The 19,826-nt window shown below is 72.5% G+C and carries 19 protein-coding genes; 9 read left to right on the forward strand and 10 right to left on the reverse strand.

From position 1 onward, the window contains the following. Positions 1-186: 186 nt before the first annotated feature. The 5 genes from ACK4S2_RS09715 to ACK4S2_RS09735 form a co-directional block, all read right to left on the reverse strand. The gene (locus tag ACK4S2_RS09715) at positions 187-1,179 is read right to left on the reverse strand and encodes a molybdopterin-binding protein (protein WP_409623511.1); all 993 of its coding nucleotides are present in this window, start codon (positions 1,177-1,179) and stop codon (positions 187-189) included. Beyond that, positions 1,179-2,171, reverse strand: a complete 993-nt coding sequence (locus ACK4S2_RS09720) for an XdhC family protein (RefSeq protein ID WP_409623513.1) — start codon at positions 2,169-2,171, stop codon at positions 1,179-1,181. The genes ACK4S2_RS09715 and ACK4S2_RS09720 overlap by 1 nt, the downstream gene beginning before the upstream one ends. Positions 2,172-2,433: 262 nt before the next feature. After that, positions 2,434-3,708 (reverse strand): vWA domain-containing protein, encoded by a 1,275-nt coding sequence (locus tag ACK4S2_RS09725; RefSeq protein ID WP_409623515.1) that lies wholly within the window; start codon positions 3,706-3,708, stop codon positions 2,434-2,436. Positions 3,709-3,788: 80 nt separating this feature from the next. Then, a complete protein-coding gene (locus tag ACK4S2_RS09730) occupies positions 3,789-4,655 on the reverse strand; it encodes an AAA family ATPase (RefSeq protein WP_409623582.1) in 867 nt (288 codons plus the stop codon). A 208-nt stretch (positions 4,656-4,863) separates the two neighbouring features. Beyond that, on the reverse strand, positions 4,864-5,385 hold the full coding sequence (locus tag ACK4S2_RS09735; RefSeq protein WP_409623517.1) for an SRPBCC family protein: 522 nt from the start codon (positions 5,383-5,385) through the stop codon (positions 4,864-4,866). A 95-nt stretch (positions 5,386-5,480) separates the two neighbouring features. On the opposite strand from ACK4S2_RS09735, the gene ACK4S2_RS09740 reads away from it, so the two are divergent. Further along, the gene (locus tag ACK4S2_RS09740; RefSeq protein WP_409623519.1) at positions 5,481-6,368 is read left to right on the forward strand and encodes a LysR family transcriptional regulator; all 888 of its coding nucleotides are present in this window, start codon (positions 5,481-5,483) and stop codon (positions 6,366-6,368) included. A 68-nt stretch (positions 6,369-6,436) separates the two neighbouring features. Here ACK4S2_RS09740 and ACK4S2_RS09745 read toward each other — a convergent pair whose 3' ends face one another. Further along, positions 6,437-6,751, reverse strand: coding sequence for a hypothetical protein (locus tag ACK4S2_RS09745; RefSeq protein ID WP_409623521.1), 315 nt, complete (start codon positions 6,749-6,751; stop codon positions 6,437-6,439). A 290-nt stretch (positions 6,752-7,041) separates the two neighbouring features. On the opposite strand from ACK4S2_RS09745, the gene ACK4S2_RS09750 reads away from it, so the two are divergent. From ACK4S2_RS09750 to ACK4S2_RS09760, 3 genes are read left to right on the forward strand one after another with little or no spacing between them, the layout of a single operon-like run. After that, positions 7,042-8,214, forward strand: a complete 1,173-nt coding sequence (locus ACK4S2_RS09750) for an efflux RND transporter periplasmic adaptor subunit (RefSeq protein ID WP_409623584.1) — start codon at positions 7,042-7,044, stop codon at positions 8,212-8,214. Further along, positions 8,214-9,419, forward strand: coding sequence for an ABC transporter permease (locus tag ACK4S2_RS09755; protein ID WP_409623522.1), 1,206 nt, complete (start codon positions 8,214-8,216; stop codon positions 9,417-9,419). Before ACK4S2_RS09750 ends, ACK4S2_RS09755 begins: the two co-directional genes overlap by 1 nt. Then, positions 9,416-10,093 carry an ABC transporter ATP-binding protein gene (locus ACK4S2_RS09760; RefSeq protein ID WP_409623524.1) on the forward strand — a complete coding sequence of 226 codons (678 nt, stop codon included), beginning with the start codon at positions 9,416-9,418 and terminating at the stop codon, positions 10,091-10,093. The genes ACK4S2_RS09755 and ACK4S2_RS09760 overlap by 4 nt, the downstream gene beginning before the upstream one ends. A gap of 363 nt (positions 10,094-10,456) precedes the next feature. Here the strand turns inward: ACK4S2_RS09760 and ACK4S2_RS09765 are convergent, their stop codons facing one another. Together ACK4S2_RS09765 and ACK4S2_RS09770 are read right to left on the reverse strand one after the other, a co-directional pair. Then, positions 10,457-10,732, reverse strand: a complete 276-nt coding sequence (locus ACK4S2_RS09765) for a hypothetical protein (RefSeq protein WP_409623586.1) — start codon at positions 10,730-10,732, stop codon at positions 10,457-10,459. Between the two features lie 19 nt (positions 10,733-10,751). Then, a complete protein-coding gene (locus ACK4S2_RS09770; protein ID WP_409623526.1) occupies positions 10,752-13,520 on the reverse strand; it encodes a glutamine-synthetase adenylyltransferase in 2,769 nt (922 codons plus the stop codon). 104 nt (positions 13,521-13,624) lie between these two features. Here ACK4S2_RS09770 and ACK4S2_RS09775 point away from each other — a divergent pair, with 104 nt between their 5' ends. The 4 genes from ACK4S2_RS09775 (at position 13,625) to ACK4S2_RS09790 (ending at position 16,233) form a co-directional block, all read left to right on the forward strand. Continuing rightward, positions 13,625-14,092, forward strand: a complete 468-nt coding sequence (locus ACK4S2_RS09775) for a YbaK/EbsC family protein (RefSeq protein WP_409623528.1) — start codon at positions 13,625-13,627, stop codon at positions 14,090-14,092. 153 nt (positions 14,093-14,245) lie between these two features. Next, on the forward strand, positions 14,246-14,698 hold the full coding sequence (locus ACK4S2_RS09780; RefSeq protein ID WP_409623530.1) for a DUF2852 domain-containing protein: 453 nt from the start codon (positions 14,246-14,248) through the stop codon (positions 14,696-14,698). A gap of 73 nt (positions 14,699-14,771) precedes the next feature. Beyond that, positions 14,772-15,230 (forward strand): RDD family protein, encoded by a 459-nt coding sequence (locus ACK4S2_RS09785; protein WP_409623532.1) that lies wholly within the window; start codon positions 14,772-14,774, stop codon positions 15,228-15,230. A gap of 169 nt (positions 15,231-15,399) precedes the next feature. Beyond that, positions 15,400-16,233 (forward strand): arginyltransferase, encoded by an 834-nt coding sequence (locus ACK4S2_RS09790; protein WP_409623534.1) that lies wholly within the window; start codon positions 15,400-15,402, stop codon positions 16,231-16,233. Between the two features lie 167 nt (positions 16,234-16,400). On the opposite strand, the gene ACK4S2_RS09795 is transcribed toward ACK4S2_RS09790, so the two are convergent. Then, the gene (locus ACK4S2_RS09795) at positions 16,401-16,856 is read right to left on the reverse strand and encodes a cell division protein ZapA (protein ID WP_409623536.1); all 456 of its coding nucleotides are present in this window, start codon (positions 16,854-16,856) and stop codon (positions 16,401-16,403) included. After that, complete coding sequence (locus ACK4S2_RS09800) at positions 16,843-17,448, reverse strand: hypothetical protein (RefSeq protein WP_409623538.1); 606 nt, start codon at positions 17,446-17,448, stop codon at positions 16,843-16,845. Before ACK4S2_RS09800 ends, ACK4S2_RS09795 begins: the two co-directional genes overlap by 14 nt. A gap of 193 nt (positions 17,449-17,641) precedes the next feature. Here ACK4S2_RS09800 and tkt point away from each other — a divergent pair, with 193 nt between their 5' ends. Next, positions 17,642-19,663, forward strand: a complete 2,022-nt coding sequence (gene tkt, locus ACK4S2_RS09805) for a transketolase (RefSeq protein ID WP_409623540.1) — start codon at positions 17,642-17,644, stop codon at positions 19,661-19,663. Positions 19,664-19,826: the final 163 nt, after the last annotated feature.

The raw sequence follows: 19,826 nt of genomic DNA on the forward strand, positions 1-19,826 counted from the left end.
GACGAGGGGTGGCATCGGGCACCCATACCTCGCCTCGACCAGCACGACGCTCACCGCTGCCGCCCAAACAGAGGGAAAACTGTTCCGCCTCGTGGACTTCTTCAGCAGCCTGCTAGAGGCCAGCGGCGAAGCGGGGGCCAGCCCCCGCACCCCCGGGATATTTGAGGACAGAAAATGTGCATCGTCTCACCCCGGATCGCGCGGTTGCGGGCGGGTGGGTATTTCCATCAGCAGCCCGCCCACGCCCATGCGCTGGATGTCGGCGGCGCCCACCGGCACGCCGCAGGCCAGCCGTTCCAGCACCCAGTCGGCGCCGTTCAGCGCGGGCGAACGCGCGCAGCCCGGCAGGCCGATCAGCGGTTGCCCGCGAAACCGGCCCAGAAACAGCAGGTTGCCCGGGTCCACCGGCATTCCGACATGCTCGACCTGCCCGCCTGCCGCCCGCACCGCTGCGGGGGCCACATCCTGGGGGTCCGAGGTGGCCGACCCGGTCAGGATCAGCACCATCCCCGCCGCCGGCGCCGCGGCCAGCGCGGCCGCCAGGGCCGGCACCCGGTGCGGCACCGCGGCATGATGCGCCAGCCGCAGCCCCAGCCGCGCCAGCCGCTGTTCGGTCGCCTTGCGCCCCTTGGGCAAGGGCGCGGCCCCGCCGATGGTGGTTTCGACCAGCACGGCATCGGCCAGCACCGGCGGGCAATGCGCCAGCGCCCCGGCCGCCGCCGCACAGGCCCGCGCCAGCGCCGCCCCCGCCACCGCCCAGGCGATGATCTTGACCGTGGCCACCATCGTGCCTTCGGCCACCCGCTGCCATTCCGGCACGGTGGCGATGGTCACCATCGGGTCCACGGCATTGGCGGCATGGATGGCGGCAGCGTCGATGCGCACCACGCCGGGGCCGGTCGCGTGGATGTTCACCCGCCCGGTGCCCACCGGCGCCAGCCGCAAGCCCGCCCCGCCCGCCACCAGCGCCTGCGCCAGCGCCAGCGCCGCGGCATCCTCGGCCACGTCGCCGGGGTCCAGCCGCGCCACCGTCACCTCGGCCAGACCGGCCGCGGCCAGCGCCGCGAGGTCGGCCGGGTCCAGCACCCGGCCCTTGCGCAGCCGGCCGCCAGGCACGTCCTGCGAATGCGCCAGCACGGACCCTGCCGCCTTGGCCACAGGCTCGGGCCCGAAGCGCATCAGCCGCCGCGCCGCAGCACTTGGGTGATCTGCGCCAGCACCGATACGGCGATTTCCGCCGGGGTCCTGGCCCCGATGTCGAGGCCCACGGGCGCATGGATGCGGGCGATCTGCGCCTCGCTCACCCCGGCGGCGCGCAACCGCTCCAGCCGTTTGGCATGGGTGCGGGTCGAACCGAGGCAGCCGAGGTAAAAGCAGTCCGAGGCCAGCGCCGCGAGGATCGCGGGGTCGTCCAGCTTGGTGTCATGCGTCAGCGTCACCACCGCGGTGCGCGCATCGGGCGCCAGTGCGGCCATCGCCTCGTCGGGCCAGTCGTGCAGGATGGTTTCGCCGGGGAACCGCGGCCCCGAGCCGAAAGCCTCGCGCGGGTCGATCAGGGTGGGGTCGTAACCCGCCAGCCGCGCCATGGGCAACAGCGCCTGCGCGATGTGCACCGCCCCCACCACGATCAGCCGCAAGGCCGGGTTGTGGATGGCGACGAAGGTATCGCCCTCCACCCCCGACTTGTCGGCGCGCAGCCGGTCGCGCACCGGCGCGGGCGCGGCCTCGGGCGCGATCAGGCGGCGCGACCAGTCGGACAGGTTCACCGCATAGGCCCGCGCCACCCGGCCCGCCCGTGCCGCGACCAGTTCGGCCAGCAGCGATTCGGGCAGGCCCTGCGCGCCGCCCACGGGCTCCACCAGCACCCGGATGGTGCCGCCGCAGGCCAGCCCGACGCTGAAGGCGGTTTCGTCGCTGACCCCGAAGGTCAGCACCCGGCTGTGGCCGTCGGCCAGCGCCTCCAGCGCCTCGGTCACCACCGCGCCTTCGACGCAACCGCCCGAGACCGAGCCCATGATCTCGCCCGCGCCCGACACCGCCAGCTGGCTGCCCGCCTGGCGCGGGGCGGACCCCCAGGTTTCCATCACCGTGGCCAGCACGGCACCGCGCCCGGCGCGGTGCCAGTCCAGCGCGATTTCGGGAATGCGGTCGTGATTTGCGGTTTCGGTCATCGGGGCCCCCTCCTGCCGGGGGCAGTATGGCACGCCCGGGCGGCGGCAGGCCAGTGCGACCTTGGCGGCAGTCGGCCAGCGAAAAGGCGCCGCAGGCGGGACAACCTGCGGCGCCGGAAAGACCGCCCGCGGGATCCGGGCGTTCGGCCGCCGTGCCGGCACCGGGGAGACGATGCCGCCACGCCGCAGCCGGGAAACAACGGCCGCGCGGCTGCACAAGACATGGGAAGGCCCCCCCGGCGTTGCAAGCCCGGCCCCTGCGTCAGCCCGCCGCAGGCACGCGCAACAGCGCCATCAGCCGCGCCTTTTCGCCGTGGTCCGACGGGTCGGACACCGCCGCCGCCAGCGATTCCAGCGAGGCGACGGAATGCGCGGCGCGAAAGGCATCGACATGCGGCAGCATGGCGGCGATGCCGCGGGCGCGTGGGGCAAAACCATCCCAGCGCAGCAGGGGGTTGAGCCAGATCAGCCGCCGGCACGACAGGTGCAGCCGCTCCATCTCGCGCGTCAGCACCGCGGTATCGTCGCGGTCGAGCCCATCGGTGATGACCAGCACCACCGCCCCCTGCCCCAGCACCCGGCGCGACCAGTCGCGGTTGAAGGCGTGCAGGCAGGCGCCGATCCGCGTGCCGCCTTGCCAGTCCTGCGCCTGCCGGCCGGCCGCGGCCAGCGCCGCATCGACATCGCGGGTCTTGAGGTGGCGGGTGATGTTCGTCAGCCGCGTGCCGAAGGTAAAGGCATGCACCTTTGCCCAGCCTTGCCCCTGCCGGTTGGCCACGGCGTGGACGAAATGCAGCACCATGCGGGAATACTGGCTCATCGACCCCGAAATGTCGCAAAGCACGACAAGATTGGGCCAGCGCGTGGCCGGGGCGCGGCGGGCGATGCGGGCGATCTCGCCGCCTTGGCGGACGGCGGCGCGCAAGGTGCGGCGCCAGTCGGGGCGGCGGCCCAGCGGATCGGCCGCGAGGCGCCGGGTCGGGATCGGCGCCACCGGCAGCGACAGGCGCGCCAGCATGCGCCGCGCCGCGGCCGCCTCCTCGGTCGACATCTGCTCGAAGTCGAGGGTCTTGAGCCGCTCGGTCGCCGAGGCGGTCTGGCTGGCGTCGATTTCCACCCGCTCGTCGCCGCCGTCCTCCTCAGGCGCATCGGGCGCCTGCGGCCGGTCGGCACCGTCCAGCAACGCCTCGGCCGCGCGCCGGGCGGCGGCGGCGGCGGCCTGTTCCTCCTGCACGCCGCGCACGGCCGGCAGCATCAGCGCCATCATGTGTTCCATGTAGCGCGGATCGCGCCAGAACAGGCGGAACACCTGGTCGAAGACGGTGCGCTGTTCGGGCCGGTTCACGAAGACCGCGTGCAGCGACCAGTAGAAATCGGCCTTGTTGGTAAAGCCCGCCGCCGCCACCGCCTCGATCGCCACCAGCACGCGCCCCGGACCCACCGGCAACCCCGCCTTGCGCAGCGCGCGGGCGAAATGGGCGATGTTGTGGGCCAGCTTGCCGTCTTCGGGGATGTCGAGGGGGGGGTATTCGGGCATTCCGGGCCTTTGCGCCTGGGGCTGGCCCCGGGGGTTTTGCACCCCCGGACCCCCGCAGGATATTTGAGGACAGAAAATGGTCAGGCGGGTTGCAGCGACTTGCGCGCCTCGTCCAGCAGGCGCCTGGCTTCGGAGCCTTGCAGGCGGGCGATGTCGTCTTGATACTTCAGGATCGCGCCCAGCGTGTCGGCGATGATTTCGGGGCTGAGCGTCAGAACATCGAGCGCGAGCAGGCATTTCGCCCAGTCGATGGTTTCGGCGACGCCGGGTTTCTTGAACAGGTCTTCGGTGCGCAGCCGCTGGACGAAGGCCACCACCTCGCGCGAGAGGGTTGCGGAGGCTTGCGGGGCGCGGGCGTGCAGGATTTCGATTTCGCGGTCGAAGGCGGGGTAATCGACCCAGTGATAAAGGCAGCGCCGTTTCAGCGCATCGTGCACCTCGCGCGTGCGGTTGGAGGTGAGGATGACGATGGGCGGCTCGGGCGCCTTGACGGTGCCGAGTTCGGGGATGGTGACCTGGAAATCCGACAGCGCCTCGAGCAGGAAGGCTTCGAAGGGTTCGTCGGTGCGGTCGATCTCGTCGATCAGCAGCACGGGGGCGCCGCCGGGCTGCGGGCGCATGGCCTGCAGCAGCGGGCGTTCGATCAGGTAGTCGGGGCCGAACAGGCCCGCGCGCAGGTGGTCGGTGTCGGCGGCGGCCTCGGCGGCGCGGATGGCGACCATCTGCGCGGCGAAGTTCCATTCGTAGACTGCCGAGGCGGCATCGAGCCCTTCGTAGCATTGCAGCCGGATCAGCCGCCGGCCAAGCGCCGCGGCCAGGGCCTTGGCGATTTCGGTCTTGCCGGTGCCGGCCTCGCCTTCCAGAAACAGCGGCCGGCCCAAGCGCAGGGCCAGAAAGGTGACCGTGGCCAGCGGGCGGCCGCAGACATAATCCTGGGCCGCCAGCATCTGCTGCACGGCGTCGATCGAGGCGATGGCGGTCACGGTATCCCTCCCCTTTGCGCGGTCAGCCTGCGGCGGCGGCGGGGGCGCGGTCAAGCGCCGGCGCGGCGCGTGCGACCAATGGACTAGGGCGAAGGCCTGCGTCGGGGCCAGCCGCAGGCAAGGGCGCGGCGAAGGCCGGTGTTTCGGCGGCGCTGCGGCGGCGCCCGCGGCCTCAGCTGGCGCTGCGCCGCGCCTCCTGTGCCAAGGTCTCGGCGCGGGCCTTGAGGCCTGCGTTGGCGCGTTCGAACTCGGCACGGAAGGGCTGCACGTCCATCACCCACAGCAGCACGCCGCGAAAGCCTTCGCCCTGGATCAGGCGCGTGCCGCCGTTTTCGGCCGCCAGCAGGAAGTAGTGTTCGCCATCGAACAGCCGCGGCAGGTAGAGCCGGCCCAGCCAGCGCAGCTCGCGGCCCTGGTCGGCCACCAGCACCTCGGGGCGAAAGGTGATTTCGCCGCCCGACGGCGTGCCCATCGTCAGGCTGACCCGCTCGCCTTGGGCAAAGCGGCCCGCGACGCGGTGCATGTTCGGGCTCCAGGCCTGATGCTCGGCCGGGTCGGTCAGCAGCGCCCAGACGGTTTCGGGCGGGGCGTCGATGAAGACCTGGGTTTCGAACCCGTCGCGCGGGGCAAGGGCGACAGCGGCGCCCAAGGCAAGCGCGACGGCGGCGGCGGCGGTGGCAAGGATGGGGGGCATGGCGGGTTTCCTCTGGTGGGGGTGTGGCGCCGGAATACGCCTGGCCCGCCCATTCGGGAATTGCGTAAAGCTCTGCATTGGTTATAGAGAAATGCATGAGCACCGGGCCGATCCAGTGGGAGCACTGGCGCAGTTTCATCGCCGTGGCCGAAGAAGGCAGCCTGTCGGGCGCCGCCCGCGCGCTGCGGCTGACGCAGCCGACCCTGGGCCGGCACATCGACCTTCTGGAACAGGCGGTCGGCGCCGCGCTGTTCTTGCGCGCGCCGCAGGGGATGGCGCTGACCGACCTTGGCCGCGATCTCTTGCCCGAGGCGCGGGCGATGGCGGCGGCGGCGGCGGCGCTGGAACGCACGGCCTCGGCCCCGCTCGACGCCGGGCGGGGCGTGGTGCGCCTGAGCGCAAGCGAGGTGGTGGGCGCCGAGGTGCTGCCCGGCGTGCTGGCGCCGCTCATGGCCGCGCATCCGGGGCTGGAGGTGGAACTGGTCCTGTCGAACCGCAACGAGGATCTCTTGCGGCGCGAGGCCGACCTGGCGGTGCGCATGCTGCGCCCGGTGCAGACCGGGCTTGTGGCGCGCAAGGTCGCCGAGGTGCGGATCGGGCTTTATGCCCATGCGCGCTATCTGGCCGCGCAAGGCGTGCCGCAGACGCCTGCGGACCTGGCCGGGCACATCCTGATCGGGCCGGACCGCGACGCGGGCACACTGGCGGCGATGGCGGCGGCGGGGCTGGACCGGCGGATGCTGCGCCTGCGCTGCGACCGCGAGGCGGCGCAGCTGAACGCCTTGCGCGCAGGCCTCGGCATCGGCGCGGCGCAGGCGGGGGTGGCGCGCGCCTGCCCCGACCTGCGGCCGGTGCTGGCCGGGCATTTCGCCTTTCGGCTGGAATGCTGGCTGGCGATGCACGAGGATCTGCGGGCCAGCGCCCGGGTGCGGCTGGTGTTCGACCACCTCGCCGCGCATCTGCCCGCCGCGCTGGCCGGCTGAGCTCAGCGCCGCAGCAGCGGGAAGGCGGCAAAGGCGATCTGGCCGGCCAGGCCCAGCAGATGCGCGGGCTATGCATAAAGTGCCAGGTGCCCGGCCAGCGTCCGCCCGGAGAGCCCGACCGAGAGCCCCGCCTCGGCCAGCATCAGGAGCCCGAAGGCCACGGCCCCCATCGCCACCGCCTGTGCCGCGCCCAGGCGCCGCCCCCGCAGCAGCCGCCCGCAGATCGCCCAGGCCGCGGTCAGGATCACCGGCAGTTCCACCAGCACCGCGCCAAGCTCGCCAATCCGCGGGATCAGGACCAGCGTGCGGACCGTGCCCAACACGAAGCCCACCGCAAAGACCGCGGCGAAGTAGACAAGGCCAAGGCGCAGCGCCGCCGTCACCGGACCGCCCCCGCCACCCCGGCCGGCCGGGCCCCCGGCCTCCGCCCTCCGGCGCCCGGACCTGTCGCGGCGCGCGCCACACCGGGGCGCCGCCGGGGCGCGCCCAGGCCCACCCCGCCGCACCGGGGCATGCCGGCGCCGGGCCCTTGCAACCGGAACGGGATCGATGTGATCTGCATCAAGGCATTTCCTGTGGCCTTCGCCAGGAAAAGCGATAGCTTGGCGATGGGTCAATGCCCATCCTGACCGGTTTTCGCCGGGAACGGCCACAGGACGAACGCTTGTCGATCATGCCCGAACATTCCTCGCCCCAGGCCATGCCCGCGCAATCCGGGGCACAACCGGACAAGACCACCCTGCCCTCCGTGGTTGCCGCACCAAGGCCGGCGTCGCCCGGCCGCCGGGGGCCCGCGCGCCGCCTGTGGCTGTGGGCCGGCGCGGGTCTGTTCGGCGCGGCCGCCGGCCTTGCCCTGATCCTGCAGCCCTGGGCGCCGCGCGCTGTTCCCGTGGCGGTCGAGACCGCGGCCCTTGCGCCGGCCACGCGGGTTCTGGCCGTCAACGGCCGGATCGCGGCGGAACATTCGGTCGGGGTGCGGCCGCTTGTCAGCGGCCGGATCGCCCGGGTGCAGGTCGCCGAAGGCGACACGGTGCGCCCCGGCGACGAGCTGGTGCAGATCGACGCCAGCGCCCCGCAGGCCGCCTTGCGCCAGGCGGTTGCAGGTCTGGATGCCGCGCTGGTGGCCCAGGCCCAGGCGCAGGCCACGCTGGAACGCAGCCGCGCGCTCGGGCCCAACGTCGCGCGCACCACGCTCGAAACCGCCGAAGCGGCCGCGCGCACGGCCGCGCAGGAGGTGGCACGCATGACCGCGCTGGTCGATCAGGCGCAGATCCAGCTTGCGAACTTCACGGTCCGTGCGCCGATGGCCGGCACGGTGCTGTCGCTGAACGCCGCACCGGGCCAGAGCGTGGACCCCTCGACCCTGCTGATGACGCTGGCCGATCTGGGCCGGCTGGTCGTCGAAACGGACGTGGACGAGGCCTATGCCACGCAGATCCGCGAGGACATGCCCGCCGTCCTGCAACTTGTCGGCGAAACGGCCACCCGCGCCGGCCGCGTGCGCCTTGTCTCGCAACGGGTGGATGCGGCGACGGGCGGCCTTGCGGTCAAGCTGGCCTTCGACGCGCCGGTAACCGCCCCGGTCGGGCTGACGGTCGCGGTCAACATCGTCATCGAGCGGCGCGATGCCGCGCTGACCGTTCCCCGCGCCGCCCTGCGCACCGAGGATGGCCGGCCCGGCGTGCTGGTGGTAACCGACGGGGTGGCCCGGTTGCGCCCGGTGTCCGTGATCGACTGGCCGGCGCCCCGCCTGATCGTGACCGAAGGGCTCGTCCCCGGCGACGTGGTGATCCGCGACGCGACCGGCATCGCCGACGGGCAGCCCGTGCGGGTGGAGCAGCCCTGATGCTCTACGGCCTCAAGATCGCCCTGCGCTACCTGACCGCCAGCAAGGCGCAGACCGCGCTGCTGGTGCTGGGCGTCGCGGCAGGCGTGTTCATCTTCATCTTCATGTCGGCGCTGATCGGCGGGCTGGCGGATTTCATCACGGCGCGCACGGTGGGCGACATCAGCCATGTCACCATCAAGGCCGAAGACGCCGATCCGCCGATCCTGATTGCGCCGGACGGGCATGTGCTGGCCGTCGCCGAACGGGCGCGCACCCGCACCGCCACGCTGGCCGACGCCGCCACCTGGGTTCCGCTGATCGAAACGGTGCCCGGCGTCGTTGCGGTTTCGCCGCAGATCACCGGCGCGGGGTTCCTGGCCCGCGGGGCGCAGTCGGTGCAGGTCAGCGTGACCGGGGTCGAACCCGGGCGCGAATCCGCCATCCTGAACCTCGAACGCTACATGGTCCAGGGGTCGGCCCGGCTGGGGTCGGGGCTGATCGTGCTGGGCCAGACGCTGGCCGACGACCTGTCGCTGCGGCTCGGCCAGACGCTGCGGGTGCAATCCTCGCAAGGCGTGTCGATGGTGCTGACCCTGAGCGGCATCTACAAGACCGGCAACGGCATGATCGACCGCAGCAGCGTCCATGTCGGCCTGTCCACCGCGCGCACGCTGTTTGCCCTGCCCCAGGGCGTGACCCGCATCGAGATCAAGCTGAGCGACCTGAACGCGGCCGATGCCACGGCGCTGCGCATCCGGGCGCTGACGGGACTCGATGCCGTGTCCTGGACCGAAGGCGCCGAACAGCTGATGGAGGCGCTGGATGCGCAGGCCCAGACCGGGTATTTCCTCAAGTCCTTCGCCCTCATCACCATCGTGATCGGGGTGGCCTCGGCGCTGCTCTTGTCCACCTACCGGCGCCGGCCGGAAATCGGGATCATGCGCGCGATGGGCGCCGGGCGCGGCTTCGTGGTCTTCGTGTTCGTGACCCAGGGGGCGCTGGTCGGGCTGTTCGGCGGGGTGACGGGGGCGGCCCTGGGCTATCTGGCGCTGCTGCCCTTTCCCCCGCGCGATGCGTTCCGGCCCGGCACCCTGCCGATGGACATCACGCAAGGCTCCTACGGGCTGGCCATCGCGCTGACCGTCCTCGGCGCGGTTCTGGCCTCGATCCTGCCGGCGCGGGCGGCGGCGCGGGTCGATCCGGTTTCGGCGATCGGGCAATGAGCGCGCTGGTCGAGGTGGCAGGGCTGGTCAAGACCTTCGGCTCGGACGAGGCCGAGACGCGGGTGCTGCGCGGCCTTTCGCTGACGCTGCAAGCCGGCGAGCTGACCGCGCTGCTGGGGCCTTCCGGCTCGGGCAAGAGCACGCTCCTGACGATTCTCGGCACGCTGATGAAGCCCACGTCGGGCAGCCACCGGATGCTTGGGGTCGATCTGGTCGCGGCCGACGACCGGGCGCTGACGGACTTCCGCAACCGGCACATCGGCTTCGTGTTCCAGTTCCACAACCTGCTGCCCGACTTCACGGCGCTGGAAAACGTGATCTTTCCAAGCGCCGTGCGCGCCGGGCGCGAGACGGCCGCCGCGCGGGCCCGCGGGCGCGACCTGCTGGCCCGCATGGGGCTGGCCGACCGGATCGACTTTCCCACCGCCAAGCTTTCGGGCGGCCAGAAACAGCGCGTGGCCGTGGCGCGCGCGCTGATGAACCGGCCCGAACTGGTGCTGGCCGACGAACCCACGGGCAATCTCGACCGTGTTTCGGCGATGCAGGTCATGGCGCTGGTCGCCGAAATCAACCGCGACGAGGGCACGACCTTCCTGATCTCGACGCATGACGACAAGATCGCGGGCTTTTGCCGGCGCCAGGTCGTGGTGGGCGACGGGCTGGTCACCGGCTAGGATGCCGCTGGCCCCTCGGGCGGTTCTGCCGGGTGCCGGTTTCCCCCGTCGCGGGCCCCTGTCGCGGGCCCGGGGCCTGCGCCTTATCGCTTCGGGCCCTGCAGGGCTTCGGCCGCCAGCGTCTTGCGCTCCATCGGCAGCCGGGCGCGAGCTCGGCGCCCTGCCGGCGGATTTCGCCGCCCTGACCGAAGCCCTCAAGGTCGTGCAGGATCTGCGCCCCCGGCTCGACGGGATCGAGGCGAGGGTCAAGCGGAATGTCCGCACCCCTGACCTGGCTTGCGCTCGCGCTCGGCGCGCTGCCGCGCCGCAGCGCCCGCAAGGCGGCACGGCGCCGGCCCCACCCGGGATCCCCGCCCAGGCGCCCTAAGGCGCCGGCCCCACCCGGGCCGCACGCCCGCCGCGGCGGCGGGGGGCAGCCCCCGGGGCCAGCGCCGCGGTCAGCAGCCGGCTCATCGGGTGGTCGGGCCGGCCTTCGGCATGGCGCACCAGCAGCACGCGCAGCGCCTCGGTCTGGTCCACCCCGGCGCGCAGCGACAGCGCCCAGTCGATCAGGATCGACCGGCACTCGGCATCGCCGATGCCAGCGATGTTGTAGGCTTCGCGGATCAGCCCCTTGGGGTCGGCATCGGTCAGGTCCATCAGGCGGCGTCCCATGTGGTTATCCGGCAAGTGCAGCAGAGATGATCCGATCGGCCTCGGCGGCAAGGGTTTCCAGCCGCGCGGCCAGCGCCTCGGCGCTGTCGGCGCCCGTTTCCCGCAGGACGAAGGCCCGCCCGCCCAGCCCCATGCGCGACGGGTCGGGCACGGCCAGCGACAACAGCCGCCCCGCCGCCTGCACCTGCCACAACAGGCGCAAGGCAGCGGCCAGGGCGGCCTCCTCGGCCTTGCCGATCACGCCGGCGCGCAAGCCCGCGCGCAGCTGCGCCTCGGTGCGGCGCGCCGGGTCGCCGGCGATCAGGGCGCAGGTCTGGGCCATCAGCTCGATGTCCAGCAGCCGGCCGGGGCCGGCCTTGGCCTCCCACCCGCCGCCGGGCTTGTGCGCCAGCAGGCGGGCGCGCATGTCGGCCACGTCGGGGCGCACCTGCGCGCCCTTGCCCTTGGCTGCCAGCACCGCGCGCCGGACTGCCTCGACCGCCTCGGCCAGCGCGGGGTTGCCGGCCAGCGGGCGCGCGCGGGTCAGCGCCAGATGTTCCCAGGTCCAGGCTTCGGTTTCCTGATAGTCGCGGAACGCGGCCAGCGCGGTGGCCACCGGCCCTTGCCGCCCCGAAGGCCGCAGGCGCATGTCCACCTCGTAAAGCCGCCCGGCCGGCATCGGCGCCGACAGCGCGGTGACCAGCGCCTGCGTCAGCCGGGCGTAATAGGCCCGCGTCGCCAGCGGCCGCGGCCCGGCCGACTGGTCCACCCCCGCCGGGTCGTAGATCACGATCAGGTCGAGGTCCGACCCTGCGTTCAGCCGCCCGGCGCCCAGGCTGCCCATGCCCACCACCACCGCGCCCGCCCCCGGCAAGGGCCCGTGCTTGCGGCCGAATTCCTCCACCACCACCGGCCAGACGGCGGCCAGCACCGCCTCGGCCAGGTCGGCATATTGCTTGCCGGCCTCGAAGGCGTCGATCAGCCCGCGCAAGTGGTGCACGCCGATGCGGAAATGCCATTCCTTCATCCAGACCCGCGCCAGGTCCAGGCGCTTTTCGTAATCGGCCGCTCCCGCCATCTGTGCCGCCAGCCCCTGCGCCAGCCCCGCCACCCCCGGCCAGGGTGCAAAGAAGCTGCCGCCGATCACCGCGTCCAGCACGGCCGAATTGCGGCTCAGGTGGCGCGCCAGTTCCGGCGCGGTGGCGGCGATATCGACGATCAGGTCGATCAGCGTGGGGTTGGCCTCGAACAGCGAAAACACCTGCACCCCGGCGGGCAGGCCGGCCAGAAAGCCGTCGAAGGCGGCCAGCGCCTCCTCGGGGTTGGCCGCGCGCATCATCCGGGTCAGAATCTGCGGGCGCAGGCGTTTCCAGATTTCCACCGCCCGGGTCGAGCGCAGCGCCGGATAGCTGCGCCAGCCTTCGACCGTTTCGGCCATGCGCGGGGTCAGCTCGGGGCCTTCCTCGGCCTTGCCGGGGGCAAAGAAGCTTTCGGTCAGCTCGGCCACGCGCATCAGCCGGGCCAGCAGCTCGCGCCGGAACCGCGCCGGGTCGGCCTCGCCGCAAAAGCTGGCGATGCGCGCGATGCCTTCGGCGCTGGCGGGCATGCGGTGGGTCTGGGCATCCTGCACCATTTGCAGGCGGTGCTCGATCTCGCGGTGCGCGCGGTAAAGCGCGGTCAGCTCGGCCGCCACCTCGGCCGGCACCCAGCCCTTGGCCGCCAGCGCCGCCAGCCCCCCCACCGTGGTGCGGTCGCGCAACGACGGGTCGCGCCCGCCGGCGATCAGCTGCCGGGTCTGGGTGAAGAACTCGATCTCCCGGATGCCGCCGATGCCCAGCTTCATGTCGTGATCCTCGACCACCACCGGCCCTGCCAGGCCCTTGTGGTCGCGGATGCGCAGCCGCATGTCGTGGGCGTCCTGGATGGCGGCGTAATCCAGGTGCCGGCGCCAGACGAAGGGGGTCAGCGTTTTCAGGAACCGCGCCCCTGCCGCCAGGTCGCCGCCGCAGGGGCGCGCCTTGATATAGGCCGCGCGTTCCCAGGTGCGGCCGACCGATTCGTAATACTGTTCCGCCGCCGCCATCGAAATGCACACCGGCGTGACGCTGGCATCGGGGCGCAGCCGCAGGTCGGTGCGAAAGACATAGCCTTCGCCGGTGATGTCCGACAACAGCGCCGTCAGCTTGCGCGTGACGCGGATGAAGGCGGCGCGCGCCTCGTGTTCCTGCCCGGGATAGCGGGTTTCGTCGAACAGGCAGATCAGGTCGATGTCCGAGGAATAGTTCAGCTCGCCCGCGCCGGTCTTGCCCATCGCCAGCACCACCATGCCGGCCGCGGTGGCGGCATCCTCGGGCACCGCGCCCGGCACCTTGCCGCGGCGGATCTCCTCGGCCACCAGCGCCTGCAGGCCCAGATCCACCGCCCGGTCCGACAGCGCGGTCAAGGCGCCGGTCACCGCCTCCAGCGGCCAGGCCCCGCCCAGGTCGGCCAGCGCGGCAAACAGCGCCACCCGCCGCTTGGCGCGGCGCAAGGCATCGGCCAGATCGCCCGGCGCCACCTCGGCCAGGGGGCACAGCACCCCCGGCACCACTGTTTCGGGCTCGGCCGCCAGGGCTGTGCGCAGCCATTCCGCCTCGCGCCCCATCAGGCCCTTCAGATAGGGGCTGCACCCGGCCGCACCGCCGATCAGCCCGGCGAGCTCTGGGCCCAGGTCGGCAAAGGCGCGCGCCGCATCGGCCCCCGCGTCGCGGTCGAACGGGATCGGCTGGCGGGTCAGGCGGGCGGCAAGCGTCATGCCGGCATCCTGCACGCTGCAGCGCCCGCGTCAACGGCTTGCGCCCTGCGGACCGGCCCGCTACCTCTCGCCCCGTCCCCTCGCGCCCGGAGCCCGCCCCCCGCATGAGCAGCCTTGCCCGCGTCACCGCCGCCCTCGTCGCCGCCGGGCTCGACCCCGACATCCGCGAAATGCCCTCCAGCACCCGCACCGCCGCCGAGGCCGCCGCCGCCGTCGGCTGCGCGCTGGACCAGATCGCCAAGTCGATCGTGTTCCGCGGCGAAACCAGCGGGCACGTCAAGCTGTTCCTCACCGCCGGCGGCAACCAAGTGGATCCCGCCCGCGCCAGCGCCCTGGCCGGCGAACCGCTGGGCAAGGCCGATGCCGCGCTGATCCGTGCCGAAACCGGCTTTGCCATCGGCGGGGTCGCCCCCGTCGGCCACCTCGCGCCGCTGCCGGTCTGGATCGACCCGCGGCTTTTCGATTTCGCCGTGCTCTGGGCCGCGGCCGGCACCCCGCGCCACGTCTTTGCCATCGCGCCCGACACGCTGGCACGGCTGACCGGCGCCATCCGCGCGCCCTTCGCCGCCTGACGCCCCTGCGCGCCCCGGCGGACCCCTGCGCGCCCCGGCGGACCCGGCATGTGAAAATCTTTAACATGCCCTCTTGAAACCCGCCCCGCCCTTTCCGATCTTGGGCATGTGAAAGCCATTCACATCACCGCCCAACCGACAAGGGATACCCGCATGACCGACTACACCCTGCCCGCCCCGCGCCGCTCGTGGCTCGGTCGCGCCCAAGACTGGATGGATGCCCGCGGCCGCGGCGCCTGGATCGCCGCCACGGTTCTGGCCTTCGTGTTCTTCTGGCCGCTCGGCCTCGCCCTCGTCGCCTGGATCACCTACACCAACCGCTGGAGCAAGGACATGTTCAAGATGCACCGCCACACCCACGGCTGCGGCCGCATGGCCCGTCACGGCATGGCCGCGATGCGCCCCTCGGGCAACTCGGCCTTCGACGCCTACAAGGCCGACACCCTGCGCCGGCTGGAAGAGGAACAGGAGGCCTTCGAGGCCTTCCTCCAGCGCCTGCGCGAAGCCAAGGACAAGCAGGAGTTCGACGCCTTCATGGAAGACCGCGCCCGCGCCGCCCGCACCACGCCCCCGGCCGGCACGCCCGAAGGCTCGGGCGCCTACTGACCCCCGCCTTCCGCCCCTTCGCCCCGGGCCGCCGCCGCTGCGGGCCGGGGCCCTTGCCCGACGGATGCCCGCCATGAGCTACGCCCCCACCTCGCCCGGCCTGCCCGACCCCGACCTTGCCCCCGGCTTCTACAGCGGCATCGCCTCCAAGCGCCTCGTCGCCTGGCTCGTCGATCTCGTCATCGTCGGCGGACTGACCGCGCTCGCGGTGCTGCTGACCGCCTTCATGGGCCTGTTCTTCCTGCCGCTGATCTGGCTGGTGGTCGATTTTTCCTACCGCACCGTCACGCTGGCCAACCGCTCGGCGACCTGGGGCCATCGCCTGATGGGGATCGAGTTCCGCGACCGCACCGGCCGCCGGTTCGATCTGGGCATGGCCGGGCTGCACACGCTGGGCTACACGCTGTCGATGTCCTTCGTGCTGCCGCAGGTGGTTTCGGTGGTGCTGATGCTTACCGGCGCGCGGCGCCAGTCGCTGACCGACGTGGTGCTGGGCTCGGCCGCCATCAACCGGCCCGCCGAGGCCTTCTAGCGCGGGCGCGCGGCGCGCTGGCGGCGGCACGCCGCCCCGCCGCGCGCCTCTGCCCCGGGGTGCAGCCTGGCGCGGGCGCGACGAAACGCCAGGGCCCATGCCCGCAAATCCCCCTTGGCGCCGCGCCGCAAGGTTGCTAGCCTGCGCACTTGCAACCCTTCGGTCGTTCATGCGCCACACGCTTCCCATCGCGCCGCAGTTCTATGTGACGGCTCCGCAACCCTGCCCGTATCTCGACGGGCGGATGGAACGCAAGCTGTTCACGGCGCTTCAGGGCGACCAGGCCGACCGGCTGAACGACGCGCTGTCCAAACAGGGGTTCCGCCGCAGCCAGAACGTGCTTTACCGCCCGTCCTGCGCCGAATGTTCGGCCTGCCTGTCGGCGCGCATCCGCGTGGCCGATTTCCAGCCCAGCCGCACCCAGCGCCGCACGCTGAAGCGCAACGCCGCCTTGCGGCGCAACGCCACCTCGCCCTGGGCCACCGAAGACCAGTATGCCCTGTTCCGCCGCTATCTCGACAGCCGCCATGCCGATGGCGGCATGGCCGACATGGACGTGTTCGAGTTTGCGGCGATGATCGAGGAAACCCCGGTCCGCACCCGCGTGGTCGAATATTCCCGCCCGCCCGAACCCGGCGAACGCGGGCGCCCGCTGACGGCCGTGTGCCTGACCGACATCCTCGATGACGGGCTGAGCATGGTCTATTCCTTCTACGATCCCGACCGCACCCACCTCAGCCTCGGCACCTGGGTCATCCTCGACCATATCGCCATCGCGCGCGAGGCCGGCCTGCCTTACGTCTATCTTGGCTACTGGGTGCCCGGCAGCCGCAAGATGGGCTACAAGGCGCAGTTCTCCGCGCTGGAAATCTACAAGGGCGGGCGCTGGCAACCCATCGGCGACCCCGCTTCGCACGATGCCGCGCTGCACCCGCTGTCGGTGGACCCCATCGCCGAACAGGTCGCCCGCATCCAGCTGCCCGACAGCCTGGCCAACCGCTGACCGCGGCGCCGCCCCGGCCCTCCGGCCTCGGCCGGCTGCAAGGATCGGCGATGGCGCCGCCCCAGCCCGCGCGCCTCGGCCTGCCACGCGCCCCGCCGCTGGCGCCGCTTCATTCCCAGCGTCTCGGCCGACCCGAGCGCGCATCGCCGCTGGTGCCGCCCCGGCCCTCAGCCGGCGCGGGCGTCGGCGAGGGCGCCGGCTTGCGCCTCCAGCGCCTCGGCCAGGGCCTCGGCCTCGTCCGCCAGCCGGCCGATGCGGTCGGCAAGGCCGGGGGGCAGCACGGCAATTTCCACCGGCACCTCGACCAGGCGTTCCACCACCCGCTCCACCGGCACCTCCACGCGCACCTCGACCGGCTCGGGGGCGGGGCGCGGGCGGCCCTCGATCTCGCGCAGGCGCGCTTCGGCGCCGCGCAACTGGTCTTCCAGCCCCGCCAAGCGGTCGGCCAGCATCAACCCCGCCATCAGCAGCATCCGCGCTTCGGGCATCCGGCCGGCCTGCGCCATCAGGGGCCGCGCCTCGGCATCCAGCAAGGCGGCGGCGGCGCGCAGGAACCCTTCCTCGCCCGGCTGGCAGGCCACCTGAAAGCTGCGCCCGCCGATGGTGATGTCAAGTTCGGGCATCGGGTTCCTCCGGGGCGGGGGCGGCATCGGCGGGGGCGGCATCGGCATCGGCGGGGGCGGGGGCGGAGTCGGTGGCCGCCGCGGTGGCCGTTTCGGCCGCGGCCACATGCGGCTCCAGCGCCGCCAGCAGCGTGTCGAGCTCGGCCACCTCGATCGCGCGGGCGGTGCGCAGCGCCTCGACCTCGGCCTGCAAGGCGCGGTTGATCTGCGCGGGCTCCGCCACGCCGGCGGCCAGCGATTCGCGCAAACTGCGCAGCGCCTCGCGCAGCTGCACGTTCACCATGCGCAGTCGCTGCACCTCGATGCCTTGCGAATCGATCTGCTGCGTCAGCGCGGCGATGCGCGCCTCCAGCGTGGCCACGGTGGCGGCCTGCCGGTCGCGCGCGGTGTCCATCCGGCGCTGCACCTCGGCGGTTTCGGCGCGCGCCTCCTCCAGCAGCCGGGCCAGCCGCGCGGCCTCCACCTCGGCGGCGCTGTCGGGGGCTTCGGCACCCGCACCGTCGGGCGGCGCCTCGGCCAGGCGTTCGGCCGCCGCACCGATGCGCGCCAGCGCCGCGGCAAGCCGCCGTTCGTGTTCGTCGATCTGGCTCATGCGCTGCCCTGCCGGTTCTGCCTGCCCGTGTCCGGTGCCGAAAGCCTTGCCCGCGCCCCGGCCCGGGCCCTTGCGCGCCATGATGCCCGCCCCGGCCGCCCGCCGCAAGACCCCGCCCGCGCCAGCGCGCTTGCAACCGCGCGCCACGCTGCTATCACGGCCCAAAGCCCCAGGCCCCGGACAGGAGACCCTCATGGACATCGCCACCCTGCGCGACCGCCACCCCGACCACTGGTCCCGCGCAACCGCCATCCGCGTGCTGGCGATGGATGCCGTGCAGGCCGCCAACTCGGGCCACCCCGGCATGCCGATGGGCATGGCCGATGTCGCCACCGTGCTGTTCTCGCGCCACCTCAAGTTCGATGCCACCGCCCCGCACTGGCCCGACCGCGACCGCTTCATCCTGTCGGCGGGCCACGGCTCGATGCTGCTGTACGCGCTGCTGCACCTGACCGGCTACGCCGACATGACGCTGGACCAGATCCGCAACTTCCGCCAGTGGGGCGCCATCACCGCCGGCCACCCGGAATACGGCCATGCCGCCGGCGTAGAAACCACCACCGGCCCGCTGGGCCAGGGCATCGCCAATGCCGTCGGCTTTGCCATCGCCGAGGAATCGCTGCGCGCCCGCTTCGGCTCCAGGGTCGTCGATCACCGCACCTGGGTCATCGCCGGCGACGGCTGCCTGATGGAAGGCATCAGCCACGAGGCGATCGGCCTGGCCGGCATGCAGCGGCTCAGGAACCTGATCGTGCTGTGGGACAACAACGACATCTCCATCGACGGGCGCATCTCGCTGTCCGACATCACCGACCAGCGCAAGCGCTTTGCCGCCGCCGGCTGGAAGGTTCTGTCCTGCGACGGCCACGACCCCGACGACATCGACCGCGCCTTGACCGAGGCCAAGGCCTCGAACCGCCCCGTGCTGGTCGATTGCAAGACCCACATCGGCTTCGGCAGCCCGAAAAAGCAGGATAGCGCCGCCGCACACGGCTCGCCGCTGGGCGATGCCGAAATCGCCGCGGTGCGCGACATCTACGGCTGGCCGCACGCCCCCTTCACGATCCCGGCCGACATCAAGGCCGCGTGGGAGGCGATCGGCCTGCGCGGTGCCGCCGACCGCGCCGCGTGGGAGGCCCGCATCGCCGCCTTGCCCGCCGCCCGCCGGGCCGAATTCGAACGCACCCTGTCCGGCACGGCGCCGCGGAAACTGGCCGGCGCCGTGCGCGCGCTGAAAAAGGATCTGGCCGAAAAGGCGCCCAAGGTCGCCACCCGCAAGGCCAGCGAAATGGCCCTCGCCGCCCTCAACCCGGTGCTGCCCGAAACCCTGGGCGGCTCGGCCGACCTGTCGGGGTCGAACCTGACGAAAACCGCCGATCTGTCGGTCTTTGCCCCCGACAACCGCAAGGGGCGCTACATCCACTACGGGATCCGCGAACATGGCATGGCGGCGGCGATGAACGGCATGGCGCTGCACGGCGGCATCCGCGCCTATGGCGGCACCTTCCTGTGCTTTACCGACTATGCCCGCGGTGCCATGCGGCTTTCGGCGCTGATGGGCCTGCCGGTGGCCTATGTGATGACGCACGATTCCATCGGCCTCGGCGAAGACGGCCCCACCCACCAGCCGGTCGAACATCTGGCGATCTGCCGCGCCACGCCCAACACGCTGGTGTTCCGCCCTGCCGATGCGGTGGAAACGCTGGAAGCCTGGGAACTGGCGCTGACCCAGTCGAACCGACCTTCGGTGCTGGCGCTGTCGCGCCAGAACCTGCCCACGCTGCGCACCGCCTTCAGCGCAAGGAACCTCACCGCGCAAGGCGCCTATGTGCTGGCCGAAGCCTCGGGCAAGCCGCAGGTCATCCTGATCGCCACCGGGTCCGAGGTGGAAATCGCCGTTGCCGCCCGCGCCACGCTGGAATCGGCCGGCATCGCCACCCGCGTGGTGTCGATGCCCTCGATGGAACTGTTCGCCGCCCAGCCCGAATCCTACCGCCGCCGCGTCCTGCCCGCCGGCCCCGTCCGCATCGGCATCGAGGCCGCGGTGCGCGCCGGCGGCTGGGACCGCTGGCTTCTGGGCGAACGCGGGCGCGAATCGAAGGCCGCCTTCATCGGCATGCAGGGCTTCGGCGCCTCGGCCCCGGCCGAACGGCTCTATGCCGAATTCGGCATCACCGCCGACGCCGTGGTGGCCCGGGCCAAGGCGCTGCTCTAGGCCGGCCCGCCCGCCCGGGGTGGCCGGAAAACCGCAACCGGCCCGGCGGCTTGCCGGGCCGGTTCGCTTTTGCTTGATCGCGGGCCAGACCCGGGCCAGACTTGCGCGGCGCCGCCCCGCATCCCGCCACGGCGCGCCCAGCCGCAGGGTCGTCGATGGATTT

This window comes from Gemmobacter sp. (genome assembly GCF_046292685.1).
GTDB lineage: Bacteria > Pseudomonadota > Alphaproteobacteria > Rhodobacterales > Rhodobacteraceae > Wagnerdoeblera.

What these genes read in the sequence shown, in the direction of transcription:
- ACK4S2_RS09720 (WP_409623513.1), bottom strand. Translation starts at nt 2,171, where the DNA reads ATGACCGAAACCGCAAATCACGACCGCATTCCCGAAATCGCGCTGGAC.
- ACK4S2_RS09735 (WP_409623517.1), bottom strand. Translation starts at nt 5,385, where the DNA reads ATGCCCCCCATCCTTGCCACCGCCGCCGCCGCCGTCGCGCTTGCCTTG.
- ACK4S2_RS09760 (WP_409623524.1), top strand. Translation starts at nt 9,416, where the DNA reads ATGAGCGCGCTGGTCGAGGTGGCAGGGCTGGTCAAGACCTTCGGCTCG.
- ACK4S2_RS09725 (WP_409623515.1), bottom strand. Translation starts at nt 3,708, where the DNA reads ATGCCCGAATACCCCCCCCTCGACATCCCCGAAGACGGCAAGCTGGCC.
- ACK4S2_RS09740 (WP_409623519.1), top strand. Translation starts at nt 5,481, where the DNA reads ATGAGCACCGGGCCGATCCAGTGGGAGCACTGGCGCAGTTTCATCGCC.
- ACK4S2_RS09775 (WP_409623528.1), top strand. Translation starts at nt 13,625, where the DNA reads ATGAGCAGCCTTGCCCGCGTCACCGCCGCCCTCGTCGCCGCCGGGCTC.
- ACK4S2_RS09750 (WP_409623584.1), top strand. Translation starts at nt 7,042, where the DNA reads ATGCCCGAACATTCCTCGCCCCAGGCCATGCCCGCGCAATCCGGGGCA.
- ACK4S2_RS09780 (WP_409623530.1), top strand. Translation starts at nt 14,246, where the DNA reads ATGACCGACTACACCCTGCCCGCCCCGCGCCGCTCGTGGCTCGGTCGC.
- ACK4S2_RS09765 (WP_409623586.1), bottom strand. Translation starts at nt 10,732, where the DNA reads ATGGACCTGACCGATGCCGACCCCAAGGGGCTGATCCGCGAAGCCTAC.
- ACK4S2_RS09795 (WP_409623536.1), bottom strand. Translation starts at nt 16,856, where the DNA reads ATGCCCGAACTTGACATCACCATCGGCGGGCGCAGCTTTCAGGTGGCC.
- ACK4S2_RS09755 (WP_409623522.1), top strand. Translation starts at nt 8,214, where the DNA reads ATGCTCTACGGCCTCAAGATCGCCCTGCGCTACCTGACCGCCAGCAAG.
- ACK4S2_RS09715 (WP_409623511.1), bottom strand. Translation starts at nt 1,179, where the DNA reads ATGCGCTTCGGGCCCGAGCCTGTGGCCAAGGCGGCAGGGTCCGTGCTG.
- ACK4S2_RS09730 (WP_409623582.1), bottom strand. Translation starts at nt 4,655, where the DNA reads ATGCTGGCGGCCCAGGATTATGTCTGCGGCCGCCCGCTGGCCACGGTC.
- tkt (WP_409623540.1), top strand. Translation starts at nt 17,642, where the DNA reads ATGGACATCGCCACCCTGCGCGACCGCCACCCCGACCACTGGTCCCGC.
- ACK4S2_RS09785 (WP_409623532.1), top strand. Translation starts at nt 14,772, where the DNA reads ATGAGCTACGCCCCCACCTCGCCCGGCCTGCCCGACCCCGACCTTGCC.
- ACK4S2_RS09790 (WP_409623534.1), top strand. Translation starts at nt 15,400, where the DNA reads ATGCGCCACACGCTTCCCATCGCGCCGCAGTTCTATGTGACGGCTCCG.
- ACK4S2_RS09770 (WP_409623526.1), bottom strand. Translation starts at nt 13,520, where the DNA reads ATGACGCTTGCCGCCCGCCTGACCCGCCAGCCGATCCCGTTCGACCGC.
- ACK4S2_RS09800 (WP_409623538.1), bottom strand. Translation starts at nt 17,448, where the DNA reads ATGAGCCAGATCGACGAACACGAACGGCGGCTTGCCGCGGCGCTGGCG.